Genomic DNA, 14,433 nt, shown 5'->3' with positions numbered 1-14,433 from the left:
CGGAGCGTCTGGCGTAGGATGGTGCGTGACTTTGCGCGCCTTTGACGTCAGGCCAGTTCGACCCGGTAGCTTTCGATGACGGTGTTCGCGAGAAGCTTCTCGCACATCGCCTTGACGTCGGCCTCGGCCTTCGTGCGGTCGGTCTCGGCCAGGTCCAGCTCGATCACCTTGCCTTGCCGCACGCCGCTGACGCCCTGGAACCCGAGCGAGCCGAGCGCGTGGCGCACCGCCTCGCCCTGGGGATCGAGGACGCCGGTCTTCAGCATGACGGTGACGCGAGCTTTCATCGGGGCCTCCGGGTTCGCGGGTTGCCCGGTCCTTAGCGAAGGGCCGGACGGGGGGCAAGGGGCCCTAGTTGATCAGCGTGGGCTTCGTCGTGTGGGTGACGTTCGACGGCAGCACGCCAAGGCGGCGGGCGAGTTCGGTGTAGACGTCGGCCAACGGCTGCGGGTCAGGGACGGTGCCGTCGGGCCGTTCCGGCTGGCGCATGTCCCAGAGGCGGCAGCTGTCGGCGCTGATCTCGTCCGCGACGATCAGGCGCATGAAGTCGCCCTCCCAGATCCGGCCGACCTCGATGCGGAAGTCGGCCAGGCGGATGCCCACGCCCATCATCACGCCGGAGAGGAAGTCGTTGACCCGCAAAGACAGGGCCACGATGTCGTCGAGGTCCTGCTGGCTGGCCCAGTTGAAGGCGACGATATGCTCCTCGGCCACCAGCGGGGACTGGAGCTTGTCGTCCTTGAAGTAGTATTCGACGATCGGGCGTGGGAGCTGCGTGCCTTCGGGGATGCCGAGGCGCTGCGACAGGGGACCTGCGGCGAAGTTGCGCACGACGACTTCCAGCGGAATGATCTCGGCCATCCGGACCAGCTGCTCGCGCATGTTGATGCGGCGGATGAAATGGGTGGGCACGCCGATCTGGTTGAGGCCTGCCATGAAGAATTCCGACAGACGGTTGTTCAGCACGCCCTTGCCTTCGCGCATCGCGGGGGCGGCGACGGTGGGGGCGTTGTCGTCCTTGAAATACTGGATCAGCGTGCCGGGCTCGGGTCCTTCGTACAGGATCTTGGCCTTGCCTTCGTAGACCTTCTTGCGCCGTGCCATGGTTCACTCGATCAGGGGGGCGGCGACAGGGCTTGTGCCTTCAAACCGCTTTCCTTGGCCTATAGTCCAAGGGGGCCATACCCGCAAGGCGCGAGCGGCCCGCGCGCGGCCAAGGGGGCTTGCGGTGATGGGGCGCGCGGGGCATATGGAATGAAACGCCAGCATGTCCGGGGGAGCCCATGACCACGTTCGACGACCGCGAGAATGCCTTCGAGGCCAAGTTCGCGCATGACAGCGAGATGCAGTTCCGGGCCGAGGCGCGGCGCAACAAGCTGCTGGGGCTCTGGGCTGCCGGCTTGATGGGCAAGGCAGACGATGCAGCGGCCGCCTATGCGCTGGAGGTCGTGAGCGCCGATTTCGAGGAAGCGGGCGACGAGGACGTGGTGCGCAAGGTGGTGGCCGATCTGGCGGGCAAGGCGAGCGCCGAGGAGGTCCGGGCGAAGATGGCGGAACTGCTGCCGGTCGCCAAGGCGCAGCTTCTTTCGGAACTCTGACGGACCGCAGGGTCTTGCGAGGCGCGTCCCGCGGGGCCGCGCCTTTTTCTTTGCGCTGAAGGGTCGCGGCTTGGTGTCGGCGAACATGAGCCGGATGCCGGGACAGCATGAGGAATATGAAATTGCCTATGACCGCAACCCATGGCAGAGGAATGGGGTGAGGCCGCCCGAAGGAACCCTACGATGACCGATGCACTGACCCGTATGCTTGACGCGCGCGATTGGCTGATGGCCGATGGGGCGACGGGGACCAATCTTTTCAACATGGGGCTCTCGTCGGGGGAACCGCCGGAATTCTGGAACATCGAGAAGCCCGCAAATATCCGCAAGCTCTATGGCGATGCGGTGGCGGCGGGGTCGGACCTGTTCCTGACCAATACCTTCGGCGGCAATGCGGCGCGGCTGAAGCTGCACAATGCGCAAGGCCGGGTGGCCGAGCTGAACCGGGTCGGCGCGGCGCTGGGGCGCGAGATCGCCGACAAGGCGGGGCGTCCGGTGATCGTCGCGGGTTCGATGGGGCCGACGGGCGAGATCTTCGAGCCGATGGGCACGCTGACGCATGCGCTGGCGGTGGAGATGTTCCATGAGCAGGCCGAGGCTTTGAAAGAGGGCGGCGCGGATGTCCTTTGGGTCGAGACGATCTCGGCCCCCGAGGAATACCGCGCGGCGGCGGATGCCGCGCTGCGGGCCGACATGCCCTGGTGCGGCACGATGAGTTTCGACACGGCGGGGCGGACGATGATGGGGATGACCTCCTCGTCGATGGCGGAGATGGTGGAGCGGCTGGTCAACCCGCCCATCGCCTTTGGCGCGAATTGCGGGGTGGGGGCGTCGGACCTGATGCGCACGGTGCTGGGCTTTGCGGCGACGGGGACGGAACGCCCGATCATCGCCAAGGGCAATGCGGGCATCCCGAAATATCACGACGGGCATATCCACTACGACGGCACGCCGGAACTGATGGCGGAATATGCGGTGATGGCGCGGGATGCGGGCGTCAGGATCATCGGCGGCTGCTGCGGCACGATGCCGGAACACCTGCGGGCGATGCGGGTGGCGCTGGAAAGCCGGCCTAAGGGCAACCGGCCCTCGCTGGAGACGATCCAGGCCAAGCTTGGCGGGTTCTCCTCGGCCTCGGACGGGACGGGGGACGACGCGGGCGCGGGTCGGCGGGAACGGCGCGGGCGAAGGGGCTGATGGCGTTGGCCCGGGGCTGGCAGCGTATCGAGGGGGCACTGGTCTTTGCGGGGGTACTGGTTCTTTTGGCGAGGTCCTGGGACCCTTTTCTGGGCTGGCTGCTGGTTCCGGCCTTTTTCGCCCCCGATCTTTCTATCCTTGCCTACCTCGCGGGTCCGCGGGCCGGGGCGCTGGCATATAATGCGGTCCATGTCTACGGCTTCGGCGTCATGGTTCTTGCGATCGGTGTGCTCACCAATCTGTTCTATGTTCAGGACCTTGGCTTTCTCTGGCTTGCCCATGCCGGATTCGACCGGATGCTGGGCTATGGGCTGAAGCTGGACTCGGGGTTCCGGGACACCCATCTGGGCCGCATCGGTCGCGGCTGAGCGCCGCCAGCAGGCCTGCGCCGGTCAGAACAGCGATAACTGGTCCCCGGCTTGCGGCGGAGGCTGGAAAAGGTCTGTCCGCAGAGCGGGCAACCCTTCCCCCAACCCCAGCCGCTTGCGGGCGAGGGTGGCGCGGCGGTGGATCAGCTCGGCCCAGAGACCCTGGCCGCGCATCCGCTTGCCCCAGTCCGGGTCATAGTCGCGACCGCCATGCAGCTCGCGCACGCGGCCCATGACGCGGGCGGCGCGGTCGGGGAAGGTGCCCTGGAGCCAGTCGCGGAACAGCGGCGCGACCTCCAGCGGCAGGCGCAGCGGTATGGTGTTCGCGGCCCGCGCCCCGGCGTCGCGGCCCGCTTCCATAACCGCCTCAAGCTCGTGGTCGGTCAGCGCCGGGATCAGCGGCGAGACCTGGATGCGCACCGGCACGCCCGCTTCGGCCAGCCGCCGGATCATCTGCAACCGCCGCTTCGGGGCTGGCGCGCGGGGTTCCATCTTGCGGGCGAGGGTCTCGTCCAGTGTCGTGACCGAGATCGACGCCGAGGCCAGACCTTCCGCGGCCATGGCGGCGATCAGGTCGATGTCGCGTTCGATCGTGGTGCCGCGGGTGGTGATCCAGACCGGGTGGCGGAAGGCCCGCAGCACCTCAAGGATCTGCCGCATGATTCCGTGATCGCGCTCGATGGGCTGGTAGGGGTCGGTGTTGGTGCCAATGGCGACCGGTGCAACCTTGTAGGCGGGGCGGCGCAGTTCTGCGTCGAGCACGGCGGCGATCCCGGGGCGGGCGATGAGCCGGGTTTCGAAATCGAGCCCGGGGGAGAGGTTCAGCCAGGCATGGGTCGGGCGGGCATAACAGTAGATGCAGCCATGCTCGCAGCCGCGATAGGGGTTGATCGAGCGGTCGAAGGGCAGGTCGGGCGAACGGTTGTAGGTCAGGGCGGAGCGGGGACGCTCCAGTCGGACGTCGGTCGCGACCAGGTGGTCGTCTTCGGCCATGTTCCAGCCGTCGTCGAAAGCCTCGCGGCCCGTCGCCTCGAACCGGCCCGCGGGATTGCTCTCGGCCCCCCGCGCACGGATGCGCTGGCCGGGCAGGATGCCTGTTTTTCTGGTCATCGCGAAAGACTAGAACAAACTAGGAACATTTGCCACCACTTTCCATCCGGCGACGGCTTCCTGTCGGCTTTCATCCGGTGTATGTCGCTTGTCGCATAGTGACCGCGTCGGTTTCGGATCATCACCATGTCAAACCAAACGCGTGGAGCGCAGCCATGGCCGACGAAGACGATATCATCCTGTCCGAGCTGTCGGATGACGAGCTTGTGCTTCAAATGCACGACGACCTGTACGACGGTCTCAAGGAAGAGATCGAAGAGGGCGTCAACATCCTGATCGGACGCGGCTGGGCGCCCTATGACGTGCTGACCAAGGCCCTGGTGGCGGGCATGACCATTGTCGGCGCCGACTTTCGCGACGGCATCCTCTTCGTGCCGGAAGTGCTGCTGGCCGCCAACGCGATGAAGGCGGGGATGGCGATCCTGAAGCCCTTGCTGGCCGAAACCGGCGCGCCGCGCATGGGCAAGATGGTGATCGGCACGGTCAAGGGCGACATCCACGACATCGGCAAGAACCTTGTCGCGATGATGATGGAAGGCGCGGGCTTCGAGGTCGTGGACCTTGGCATCAACAACGCGGTCGAGAAGTACCTGGACGCGCTGGAAAAGGAACAGCCCGACATCCTGGGCATGTCGGCGCTGCTGACCACGACGATGCCCTACATGAAGGTCGTGATCGACACGATGAAGGAAAAGGGCCTGCGCGAGGAGTATATCGTGCTGGTCGGCGGGGCGCCGTTGAACGAGGAGTTCGGCAAGGCCATCGGCGCCGACGCCTATTGCCGCGATGCCGCGGTGGCGGTGGAGACGGCGAAGCAGTTCGTCGCCCGCAAGCACAACCAGCTGAACGGCTGACGCACGCCCAAGTGATTCGGGGGGGCTTGCATGAGCCGCCCCCGAAGCGCAGATTGAGGGTCAGGGAGACGCGACATGCCCTTGACTCATTTCCTTGGATTGATCGCCCTGGTGATCGTGGCGGCCGGACTGACGATCTGGCTGGCGATCTGGACCGGGGTTCCCTTCGCGGCCCTGGCCTTCGCGGCGCTTTCGGCGAGCGTGATCCTGACCTGGACCCGTGTCAGCCGGTAAGGCCTGGCCATGGATGACGTCACCCTTTCCGAAACCGGGCTTCCGCCTGCCCGTGCGGGCCGGATTCTGCTGATCGCCTGCGGCGCGCTGGCGCGTGAGGTGCTGGCGTTGAAGCAGACGAATGGCTGGGAGCATCTCGATCTGCAATGCCTGCCTGCCAACTGGCACCACTATCCCGACCGGATCGTCCCTGCGGTAGAGAAGCTGGTGGCGGAACGGCGCGGTGCCTATGACGGCATCTTCGTGGTCTATGCCGATTGCGGCACCGGCGGGCAGTTGCAGGCGGCCTGTGACCGGCTGGGCGTCGAGATGATCGCCGGGCCGCATTGCTACAGCTTCTTCGAGGGCAACGATGCCTTTGCGGCGCTGGACGAGATGACGGCCTTCTATCTGACCGACTTCTCGGTCCGCCAGTTCGATGCCTTCATCTGGCGGCCCCTGGGTCTTGAGCGCCACCCGGACCTGCGCGACTTGTATTTCGGCAATTACACCAAGCTCGTCTACCAGGCGCAGCTGGACGATCCCGCGCTGGACTTGAAGGCGCAGGACTGCGCGCGGCGCTTGGGGCTGGCCTACGAGCGGCGGCTGACCGGCTATGGCGATCTGGCGGTGACGCTGGGGCGGGTCGCGGGTTAGGCGGCGAAATCGGTGATCACCGCGACGCCGGGGGCCGTGGGGCCGTCGAAGGCTCTCAGCTCTTCCGTCGCCCGGCTGAGCGGGACGGTGCGGGCGACGATCGGGCTGACGTTGATCCGGCCGGTCTCGATCAGCGACAGGAGCGTCGGGTAGCGCCAGGCGGGCATTCCCCTTGTGCCGAAGACCGAGAGCTGCCGCATGTAGAGCGTGTTCATGTCGATCTGCATCTGCGCGGTATGGCCGGTGGGGAGGCCGACCTGGACATGGCGGCCGAGCGGGCGCAGGCAGCGCAGCGAAGCATTCGCCGTGGCTTCAATCCCCAGCGCCTCGACGCTGACATGGGCGCCGCCCTGGGTGAGGTCGACGATCCTGGCGGCCACGTCGCCCTCGCGGGCATCAAGGGCGGCTTCGGCGCCGAGGGTCAGGGCGTGGGAGAGTTTCTCGGGCACCAGGTCGATCACGATGACCCGGGCGCCGAGGGCCTTGCCGATGAGGAGGCAGGAGAGGCCGATCCCGCCGGTGCCGTGGACGGCCAGCCATTCCCCCGCTTGCAGCGCCGCCCGGCCGGTCAGCGCGTGATAGGCGGTGGTGACGCGGCAGCCGAGGCCTGCGGCGAGGGCAGGCGACAGGCTTTCGGGCAGGCGGGTCAGGTTGTGGGCGTGCGGGACCGAGACATATTCGGCATAGGCGCCACGGTCGCCGAAGCCTGGCACGCGCTGGGCGCGGCAGGTGGTGGTCTGGCCCGACCGGCACTCCGGGCAGTCGCCGCAGGCCAGGATGAAGGGAGCAATGACCCGGTCGCCGGGTTTCCATTTTGCGAGCGGCCCGGCCTCGACCACCTCGCCGCAGTATTCGTGGCCGGGAATGTCGCCGGGCTTCACTTTCGGGTGCTCGCCGACCCAGCCGTGCCAGTCGCTGCGGCAGATGCCGCAGGCGAGGGTCTTCAGGATGACGCCGTCCGCTTCGCAGAGCGGGTCGGCGACGGATTCCAGCGACAGGGGCTGGCGGTAGGCACGAAGGACGGCGGCGCGCATCAGGCTCTCCGGTAGTGGTTCAGGCAGAAGGCCCGGATCGCCGAGGCGAGGCCTTCCTGTCCGCGACGCGTGGCGTCGATTTCAGCGGCAAGGTCGTTGATGCGGGTCTGCGCGAGACGAAAAGGAACGGAACTGCGTCACCAGGCCTGGGGCTGGCCATGAACGGTGGCTCACAGGCTATCGCGATCGGCCGTGGCGCTGGGCAGGGCGACCGAGAGGGCGTGATCAGAACTTCAGGCCGACGCGCAGGGACAGGCTGCCAAGATCGGCATCCAGCGTGTCGCCATCCACGTTCCAGTCGCTTTCGATGTCGCGCAGGATGTATTCCCCGCCGAGAAAGACCCGGGGCGAGACCAGATAGTCGACGCCGATACCGTAGAGAATGCCGTTGCCGCTGAAGGATTCGTCGAACTCGGTCCATCGCGAAGCCGTCACACCCAGGGTGCCGTAGACCAGCGCACTGCCGAACGCATAGCCCGCGCGTCCCTTGAGATCGAAAAACGAGGTGAAGAGGAAGTTCGGGTTGCCAACCTCTTCGACATCCCCCTTCGAATAACTCAACTCGCCGCCGAAGACCCAGGGTCCGTTGCTGGTATTGTAACCCGCGATGAGGCCGACCGTGGTCCCGTCCAGATCGAAGGCGCCGCCGTCGTTGTACAGCATGTCGCCCGAATTGTCCGAACCGAGCAAGCCGACATATGTCCCGTCCCAGGCCGAGGCGTCCTGCGCGAGGACGGGATGTCCGGCCAAGAGCAGGAAAGTGAAGGAGGCGCGCATGGTTTTCATGGCAGAAGCTCCACGGTTGCAATTGCACCGTGCGCTCCGAGGCGGTTTTGGCAAAGTCCTCTCAGGGGCCGGCGGGCCGCTTCAATGCGGGATGTGCCGCTTTTGTCACGCTTGCCGCCGCTGAGCCGTCAGATGCCGCAGCACGAAAACCCGTATCGCCGAGGCCAGGCCCTCGTCCCCGGTCCGCGCATCGTCGATGTCGGCGGCGAGTTGGTTGAGGGCGATGCCCTGCTCGGCGGCGATGGCGCGGAAGGCGTCCCAGAACTCGGGTTCCAGCGAGACGCTGGTGCGGTGGCCGTGCAGGGTGAGGGAATGCTTGGCGGGGCGGGTGGTCATGGCGGGAGCGTAGCGCAACGGTTGGCGTTGTCACCGGAGTTTTCGAAAACTCCGGTCCGGACCCTTCAAAGGGTCCGTCACGATTTCTTTGAAGAAATCGTTTCACGCGACTTGACGGATCGATTCCTGATTGCCGAAAATGACGAATTGACCGGCGTTCTCCACGACTGGAAAACCGCGTCTTTTCATCTCTTGAAGAAAAGTCTCCCGACCGACATAGCGTTCCACGTCGCGTACTTTTCGGCGGATGACACCGCCTTCCCGCGCCGCCTGTGACGAGAACAGGTGGGAGATCCACTGATCGGACGACAGGAATTCCGGCATGGCTGACATCGGCGCGCCTCCTGCCGCAACCCTGCAGCAGCGAGGTTAACGGCGCGTTACTCCGTTTCGCGCCGGTGCCCGTCCAGCTCCCGCGCCGCTTTCTTGGCCCGCGCCTTCTCCAGATCCCGCTCCGCCTTGGTCCGCCCATGCTTCGCGGCATTGGCATCGGAAGTCGAGCGGGCGGCCTTGCGGGCCGCCTGCTTCTTCGCGCGCGCCAGGTTGACGACCCCGCCCATCAGCCTTTCGGGCCGACCATGTCCTCGGGCCGCACGATGCGGTCGAAGGTCTCGCCATCGACGAAGCCAAGCGCAATCGCTTCTTCCCGCAGCGTGGTGCCGTTCTTGTGTGCGGTCTTGGCCACCTTGGTCGCGTTGTCGTAGCCGATGGTCGGCGCCAGCGCCGTCACCAGCATCAGGCTTTCCTTCATCAGCTTGTCGATCCGCGCCACGTTGGCCTGCGTGCCCACCACCATGTTGTCGGTGAAAGAACCCGCCGCATCGCCCAGAAGCTGGATCGACTGCAAGACGTTGTAGCTCATCATCGGGTTGTAGACGTTCAGCTCGAAATGCCCCTGCGAGCCCGCGATCCCCACCGCGGCGTCATTGCCCATCACCTGCGCGCAGACCATGGTCAGCGCCTCGGCCTGGGTCGGGTTCACCTTGCCCGGCATGATACTGGATCCCGGCTCGTTCTCCGGCAGGATCAGTTCCCCAAGGCCCGAGCGGGGGCCGGAGCCGAGGAGCCGCAGGTCGTTGGCGATCTTGAAGAGCGCGGCGGCGACCGTCTTCAAGGCGCCCGAGAACATCACCATCGCGTCATGCGCGGCCAGCGCCTCGAACTTGTTCGGGGCGGTGACGAAGGGCAGGCCGGTGATCTTGGCGATCTCTGCCGCCACACGTTTGTCGAAGCCGACCCTGGTGTTGAGCCCGGTGCCGACGGCAGTGCCGCCCTGCGCGAGTTCATAGATGTCGGGCAGGCACATCTTCACCCGCGCGATCCCCTTGTCGACCTGGGTCGCATAGCCGGAGAATTCCTGACCCAGGGTCAGCGGCGTCGCGTCCTGAGTATGGGTGCGGCCGATCTTGATGATGTCCTTGAACTCGACCGACTTTGCCCACAGCGCCTTCGACAGCTTCTCCAGCCCCGGGATCAGAAGGTCGCGGGTGTGCATGCCGATGGCCACATGCATCGCCGTGGGGAAAGTGTCGTTCGAGGACTGGCCCATGTTCACATGGTCGTTCGGATGGACCGGCTTTTTCGAGCCCTTCACGCCGCCCAGCATCTCGATGGCGCGATTGCTGATCACCTCGTTCGCGTTCATGTTCGACTGGGTGCCCGATCCGGTCTGCCAGACGACCAGCGGGAAGTTGTCGTCGAAGCGGCCCGCGATCACCTCGTCCGCCGCGGCCACGATGGCATTGCCCAGCTCCGCCGAGATGTCGCCCTGCGCCATGTTGACCAGCGCGCAGGCTTTCTTGATCACGCCGAGCGCGCGAATGATCGGCACCGGCTGGCGTTCCCAGCCGATGGGGAAATTGATGATCGACCGCTGCGTCTGCGCGCCCCAGTACTTGTCGGAGGGAACCTCCAGCGGGCCGAAGCTGTCGGTCTCGGTACGGGTCGCGGTCATCGGGGCCTCCTGCCTGCTGTCGCGCCCCCAATAGCGCCCCGGGCGGGTGAAATCAATTGGCATACATTGGTATACCGTGGAGGGGCCGCAAATGTCGCAGGCTTCAGGCCCGGCGGAAGCGATAGACGGTGGCGGGGGGCAGGTTGGCCCAGACCTTGTGCCCCTTGTTCACCGAAAGGCCAAGCGCGGCGATGGTTTCCGGCGGCAGCGGCGCGCGGGGACCGTAGGTGAACTGCACATAGCGCCCGCGGGGGGCGAGGATCGCGAAAGCGGCGCCGACGATGCCCTCACGGACCTCGGGCGGCATGGACAGCAGCGGCAGGCCGGAGATCACCGTGCCGACATCGGGCGGGACCAGCCGTGCGGCCTCTTGCGCGGGGAGCTGGTGGACCGTCACGCCGGGGAATTTCTGCCGCAGCCAGGCGACGAATTCCTCGTCCAGTTCGAAGAGCGTCAGGTTCTCGGGCGGGACGCCGCGGGCCAGGATCGCCTCGGTGAAGCGCCCGGTGCCGGGGCCGAATTCCACCACCCGCCCGCTTTTCGGGCCGAGACCCAGGGTCATGGCGCGGGCCAAAGTGCGGGAGGAGGGGGCAATCGCCGAAACCTGCCGCGGGTTCTTCAGCAGCCGGCGTCGGAAAAGCGCGAGATCGCTCATCAGTGTTTGCGGAACTGGTCCAGCGAGACGATCTCGGCGTCCTGACGCGCGGGTTCGTCTTCGACCTCGACCTCGATATCCTCGTCGTCCTCGTCTTCCCCTTGCTCCTGCGTCTCGAAGCGCAGGCCGAATTCGACGGAGGGGTCGACGAAGGTGCGCAGCGCGTCGAAGGGGATCACCATCGGCTCGGGGTTGTTGCCGAAATTCAGGGTGACGGAGAAGCCTTCGTCATCGACCGACAGGTTCTCGAACCAGTGCTGGATGACGACGGTCATCTCGGTCGGATAGCGTTCCTTCAGCCAGTCGGCGATCTGCACGTCGGGATGGGTGGTGTCGAAGGTGATGAAGAAATGATGCGCGCCTGGCAGGCCGTGTTCGGCAACTTCGGTCAGGACCGACTGGATCAACCCCCGCATCGCGCGGTGCATGAGATTGCCATAGTCGATGCTGCGCGCCATGAGCCGTCCTTTCCGGTTGGGGTGCAGCATAGGGGATTCGGGGGCCAAGGGAAGGGGTGGATGCGTCCGGCCGTCGCGGCCTGATCAAAGAGCCGCCGCCGCCGCTGAGGCGAGTGCGGAAAGCGCCAGAACAACCGGAAGCGGCAGATGCCGGACCAGAAGACCCCAGGCCGCGAAGGCCGCGATCAGCAGGGGCACGGGGCGCAGGCTGCCGGGCTCAGGCAAGGTCAGGTGCAGGGGGCCGAGGGCGACCTCGGGGACGCTGGCGAAGAGGACGTGCAGCGCGAACCAGAGCGAAAGGTTGGCGATTACCCCCACCACGGCGGCGGTGATCGCGGCCAGCGCGCCGGAAAGGCGGGGCATGTGGGTGAGGCGTTCGATGAAGGGGGCGCCGACAAAGACGAAGAGGAAGGAGGGGACGAAGGTCATCCAGAGCGCGATGGCGGCTCCGGCAAGGCCGAAGGTCCAGCCTCCAGTCTGATGCGCGGCCATGAAGCCGACGAATTCGGTGACCAGGATCAGCGGGCCGGGGGTGGTCTCGGCCAGGCCAAGTCCGTCGATCATCTGCGGCAGGGTCAGCCAGCCCTTCGCCTGCACCACGTCCTGTGCCATCCAGGCAAGGACGGCATAGGCGCCGCCGAAGGTAAGGACGGCGAGCTTCGAGAAGAAGAGGCCGATCTCGGCCAGGCGGGCGGGGGCGGAAAGGATCAGGACGCCCAGCGGCACCAGCCAGACTGCCAGCCAGACGGCGGCGGCCTTCAGGGATCGGGACAGGGCGGCGGGTGGGGCGGGGGCGTCCGGCGCACCGGCGGGGGCGCGGAAGAACCCCCAGAGGCCTGCGGCAAGGATGATCACCGGGAAGGGCAGCTTCAGCGCGAAGAGGCCGAGGAAGGCGAGAGTGGCTATGGCATGAGCCTCGCGCGATTTCAGGGCGCGGCGCGAGACGCGGATCAGCGCCTCGACCACGATGGCAATGACGGCGGCCTGGACTCCGGTGAACAGGGCCGCGACGAGGGGGACCTCGCCGAAGGCTGCGTAGATGAGGGACAGGGCCAGGACGACCAGCGCGCCGGGCAGGACGAAAAGGCCTCCGGCGATCAGGCCTCCTGTCACGCCGTGCAGCCGCCAGCCGATCCAGGTGGCCAGCTGCATCGCCTCGGGTCCCGGCAGGAGCATGCAGAACGAGAGGGCGCGGAGGTAGTCGGGTTCCGGGACCCAGCGTTTCTCGTCCAGGATGATCCTGTGCATCAGCGCGATCTGCGCCGCCGGGCCGCCGAAGGACAGGCAGCCGATGCGGGCGAAGGTGCGGGTCAGGTCGGAAAGGGGCGTGCTCATTCGCGGCGTCCTGCGGGCCAGTCGTGGCCTTCTTCATGCCCGTCGCGGGCCCAGCGGTAGAGCGCATCGTACAGCGCGATCCCGGCCTCGAGCTGTTGCAGATCGTCGCGACACATGCGGGACAGGCCGACGGACAGGGCCAGAAGGCCCGCCGCCTGGGGGACGAGGTCGTGCCGGTCGGTGTCTGCCCCCCGGACCACGGTGGCCATGCGGTCCAGTGCCTGAGTGTGAAGCTGGAAATCGTCCAGCAGGGCATCGAAGGTGCAGCGGTCCTTGCGATGGCTGAAGGTCACGCCCTCGATGTCGAAGGGAATGGCAGCGAAGCGGTCGGCGACGGCCCGGACTTCGGCGGGGGCGACGAACAGGAAGCGCGCCGTCGGATCGATGAACCGGCGGATGAGCCAGGGGCAGGCGATGCGGTCGATCTTCGGCCGGTGGCGCGTGACCCAGGGGGCTCCGGGCGGCGGCAGGAGGGAGAGCGGAGTCATCGGCAGACCGGCGGCCTGCCAGGCCAGGGCGCCGCCTTCCAGCACCTCGGCCTGCCAGCCAAGGGTGCGCAGCCAGGCGGCGGCGCCTTCGGACAGCTTGCGGCCCCCGGCGCAGACCAGGATGGCGCGGCCCGGCGGGTCGGTCAGGGTGGCGACCCGGTCGTGCGGGATCAGGCGGGCGGTGGGCAGGGTGCGGGGCAGGGCGACGACGTCCTCCTCGGCGCGGACATCGAAGATCGCGGGCGCGTCGGGGGTGCCGATCAGGCGGAAGGCTTGTGCGGGGGTGATCTGGCCGAACTGGGGCATGGGGCATCCTTGGCATGGGTCAGGGATGCGACACTTGGGCCGAAGCCTCACGGGGCGGGCGCGGACCCCATGCGCCAAGGGGTAGGGCCTGGGCGCGGGCCGGTCAAGGGTCAGCCGACGGGTTTGGTCAGCTCGCGCAGGAGCTTGAGGCGCAGGGTCTCGGCATAGTCCTGAAGCCCGCGGGCGGTGACGGTGAAGCCGCCGGGGGTGATGATCCGGTTGCGGTAATAGTTGGTGATCGGGAAGGCGGGGCCCGGTTCCTCGATGGCGATGGCGTTGATTGTCAGGCCCGCTTCGATGGCTTCCGAGCGGGCCCTGGCGTCGGTGAAGCCCGCGTTCTCCTGCCCGTCGCCGGAGATGTCGATCACGCCGCGCGCGCAGTCGGGGACGGCGGCGAACTGGGCGGTCGCGAAGCGGATCGCCTGGCCGACGGCGGTGTCCGAACCGTTGAAGGCGCGGGGGATGGCAGCGGCGCGCGCGGCGAAGCGGGCGACATCGGCGTGGGTGAGCATCCGTCGCCAGGGCAGGACAAGGGCCTGCTCCTCGACCCCCGACCACTGGATGACGGCGAGCGCGACCTGACCTGCGACCAGCGCCTCGGCGACCTCGGGGTCGGCAAGGGCGGTGGCGAGGCCTTCGGCCTGGAGCCGGTAGTCACCCGCGTCGATGGAGCCGGAAACGTCGATGGACAGGAGCAGCGCCGTCTCGCAGGCGAGGGCGGGATGGGCGGCCAGGCAGAGAAGGAGGGCCGTGCGGAGCATGGGGCAGGATGGGTCGTCACCAAGGCTCTGGCAAGCCGCTCGCCGTGCCCTTCGGTTCTCCTCGCTTGCGCAGGGGCGACGAGAAGCCGAAGGCGAACGAGGAGCAGTGCGGGGAAGGTGCCGGATTCTGTTGCCAGGCTCCGGCGGGCCCCGCCTTACGGTGCTACCCGAAAGGGCTTAGGTTTGGTATTGCGAGCCGCTTACGCGGCCAGCGCCACCGGAGCACGGTTGTCGTTGGCAACTGTGATCATGGACCGATAACGGTGGTACCTCACCGAGCGAAAGCTGGCCTCTTTGGTCGTTCGTCGATCCTATTTCGGCCC

The 14,433-nt window shown here is 66.9% G+C and carries 21 protein-coding genes and 1 other RNA gene; 6 read left to right on the top strand and 16 right to left on the bottom strand.

What is annotated here, in order from left to right:
* Positions 1–47: 47 nt before the first annotated feature.
* Positions 48–287, bottom strand: coding sequence for a phosphoribosylformylglycinamidine synthase subunit PurS (purS, locus tag JNJ68_RS16575; protein ID WP_294983968.1), 240 nt, complete (start codon positions 285–287; stop codon positions 48–50).
* Positions 288–351: 64 nt separating this feature from the next.
* On the bottom strand, positions 352–1,104 hold the full coding sequence (locus tag JNJ68_RS16570; RefSeq protein WP_294983965.1) for a phosphoribosylaminoimidazolesuccinocarboxamide synthase: 753 nt from the start codon (positions 1,102–1,104) through the stop codon (positions 352–354).
* Positions 1,105–1,283: 179 nt separating this feature from the next.
* Here JNJ68_RS16570 and JNJ68_RS16565 point away from each other — a divergent pair, with 179 nt between their 5' ends.
* From JNJ68_RS16565 to JNJ68_RS16555, 3 genes are all read left to right on the top strand, one after another.
* Positions 1,284–1,598 (top strand): DUF1476 domain-containing protein, encoded by a 315-nt coding sequence (locus JNJ68_RS16565; RefSeq protein WP_294983963.1) that lies wholly within the window; start codon positions 1,284–1,286, stop codon positions 1,596–1,598.
* Between the two features lie 183 nt (positions 1,599–1,781).
* Positions 1,782–2,795 carry a betaine--homocysteine S-methyltransferase gene (gene bmt / locus JNJ68_RS16560; protein ID WP_294983960.1) on the top strand — a complete coding sequence of 338 codons (1,014 nt, stop codon included), beginning with the start codon at positions 1,782–1,784 and terminating at the stop codon, positions 2,793–2,795.
* A complete protein-coding gene (locus JNJ68_RS16555; RefSeq protein ID WP_294983957.1) occupies positions 2,795–3,163 on the top strand; it encodes a DUF4260 domain-containing protein in 369 nt (122 codons plus the stop codon). Before bmt ends, JNJ68_RS16555 begins: the two co-directional genes overlap by 1 nt.
* 24 nt (positions 3,164–3,187) lie before the next feature.
* Here the strand turns inward: JNJ68_RS16555 and JNJ68_RS16550 are convergent, their stop codons facing one another.
* Entirely contained in the window at positions 3,188–4,273 is a 1,086-nt protein-coding gene (locus JNJ68_RS16550) for a PA0069 family radical SAM protein (RefSeq protein ID WP_294983955.1), read from the bottom strand.
* A gap of 155 nt (positions 4,274–4,428) precedes the next feature.
* On the opposite strand from JNJ68_RS16550, the gene JNJ68_RS16545 reads away from it, so the two are divergent.
* The 3 genes from JNJ68_RS16545 (at position 4,429) to JNJ68_RS16535 (ending at position 5,997) form a co-directional block, all read left to right on the top strand.
* Positions 4,429–5,127: a B12-binding domain-containing protein gene (locus JNJ68_RS16545; RefSeq protein ID WP_294983952.1), complete on the top strand. Its 699-nt coding sequence runs from the start codon at positions 4,429–4,431 to the stop codon at positions 5,125–5,127.
* A gap of 75 nt (positions 5,128–5,202) precedes the next feature.
* Positions 5,203–5,361, top strand: coding sequence for a hypothetical protein (locus JNJ68_RS16540; protein WP_294983949.1), 159 nt, complete (start codon positions 5,203–5,205; stop codon positions 5,359–5,361).
* 9 nt (positions 5,362–5,370) lie between these two features.
* Positions 5,371–5,997 (top strand): DUF1638 domain-containing protein, encoded by a 627-nt coding sequence (locus JNJ68_RS16535; RefSeq protein ID WP_294983947.1) that lies wholly within the window; start codon positions 5,371–5,373, stop codon positions 5,995–5,997.
* On the opposite strand, the gene JNJ68_RS16530 is transcribed toward JNJ68_RS16535, so the two are convergent.
* The 13 genes from JNJ68_RS16530 to ssrA all read right to left on the bottom strand — a co-directional run.
* Positions 5,994–7,031: a zinc-dependent alcohol dehydrogenase family protein gene (locus JNJ68_RS16530; protein WP_294983944.1), complete on the bottom strand. Its 1,038-nt coding sequence runs from the start codon at positions 7,029–7,031 to the stop codon at positions 5,994–5,996. The two genes, JNJ68_RS16535 and JNJ68_RS16530, sit on opposite strands and share 4 nt — an antisense overlap.
* The gene (locus JNJ68_RS16525) at positions 7,031–7,132 is read right to left on the bottom strand and encodes a ribbon-helix-helix domain-containing protein (protein ID WP_363166037.1); all 102 of its coding nucleotides are present in this window, start codon (positions 7,130–7,132) and stop codon (positions 7,031–7,033) included. The genes JNJ68_RS16530 and JNJ68_RS16525 overlap by 1 nt, the downstream gene beginning before the upstream one ends.
* 124 nt (positions 7,133–7,256) lie before the next feature.
* Positions 7,257–7,817: a porin family protein gene (locus JNJ68_RS16520; protein WP_294983940.1), complete on the bottom strand. Its 561-nt coding sequence runs from the start codon at positions 7,815–7,817 to the stop codon at positions 7,257–7,259.
* Between the two features lie 105 nt (positions 7,818–7,922).
* Positions 7,923–8,153 (bottom strand): ribbon-helix-helix domain-containing protein, encoded by a 231-nt coding sequence (locus tag JNJ68_RS16515; protein ID WP_294983937.1) that lies wholly within the window; start codon positions 8,151–8,153, stop codon positions 7,923–7,925.
* A 102-nt stretch (positions 8,154–8,255) separates the two neighbouring features.
* Complete coding sequence (locus JNJ68_RS16510; protein WP_294983934.1) at positions 8,256–8,486, bottom strand: N-(5'-phosphoribosyl)anthranilate isomerase; 231 nt, start codon at positions 8,484–8,486, stop codon at positions 8,256–8,258.
* Between the two features lie 47 nt (positions 8,487–8,533).
* Positions 8,534–8,713, bottom strand: coding sequence for a DUF4169 family protein (locus JNJ68_RS16505; protein WP_294983931.1), 180 nt, complete (start codon positions 8,711–8,713; stop codon positions 8,534–8,536).
* Positions 8,713–10,107, bottom strand: a complete 1,395-nt coding sequence (fumC, locus tag JNJ68_RS16500) for a class II fumarate hydratase (protein ID WP_294983929.1) — start codon at positions 10,105–10,107, stop codon at positions 8,713–8,715. Before fumC ends, JNJ68_RS16505 begins: the two co-directional genes overlap by 1 nt.
* Before the next feature lie 103 nt (positions 10,108–10,210).
* Positions 10,211–10,762, bottom strand: coding sequence for an rRNA adenine N-6-methyltransferase family protein (locus JNJ68_RS16495; RefSeq protein WP_294983926.1), 552 nt, complete (start codon positions 10,760–10,762; stop codon positions 10,211–10,213).
* The gene (locus tag JNJ68_RS16490; RefSeq protein WP_294983924.1) at positions 10,762–11,220 is read right to left on the bottom strand and encodes a ClpXP protease specificity-enhancing factor SspB; all 459 of its coding nucleotides are present in this window, start codon (positions 11,218–11,220) and stop codon (positions 10,762–10,764) included. The genes JNJ68_RS16495 and JNJ68_RS16490 overlap by 1 nt, the downstream gene beginning before the upstream one ends.
* Before the next feature lie 84 nt (positions 11,221–11,304).
* A complete protein-coding gene (gene chrA, locus JNJ68_RS16485) occupies positions 11,305–12,555 on the bottom strand; it encodes a chromate efflux transporter (protein WP_294983922.1) in 1,251 nt (416 codons plus the stop codon).
* Positions 12,552–13,349, bottom strand: a complete 798-nt coding sequence (locus JNJ68_RS16480) for a sulfurtransferase/chromate resistance protein (RefSeq protein WP_294983920.1) — start codon at positions 13,347–13,349, stop codon at positions 12,552–12,554. Before JNJ68_RS16480 ends, chrA begins: the two co-directional genes overlap by 4 nt.
* A gap of 110 nt (positions 13,350–13,459) precedes the next feature.
* On the bottom strand, positions 13,460–14,110 hold the full coding sequence (locus tag JNJ68_RS16475) for a DUF1194 domain-containing protein (protein ID WP_294983918.1): 651 nt from the start codon (positions 14,108–14,110) through the stop codon (positions 13,460–13,462).
* Positions 14,111–14,226: 116 nt separating this feature from the next.
* Positions 14,227–14,433: a transfer-messenger RNA gene (gene ssrA / locus JNJ68_RS16470) on the bottom strand; the annotation flags it as partial.

It is taken from the genome of Tabrizicola sp., from assembly GCF_016793705.1.
GTDB lineage: Bacteria > Pseudomonadota > Alphaproteobacteria > Rhodobacterales > Rhodobacteraceae > Tabrizicola.
The sequence above is the reverse complement of the archived record's forward strand: the minus strand, read 5'-3'. Positions and strand labels throughout refer to the sequence as shown.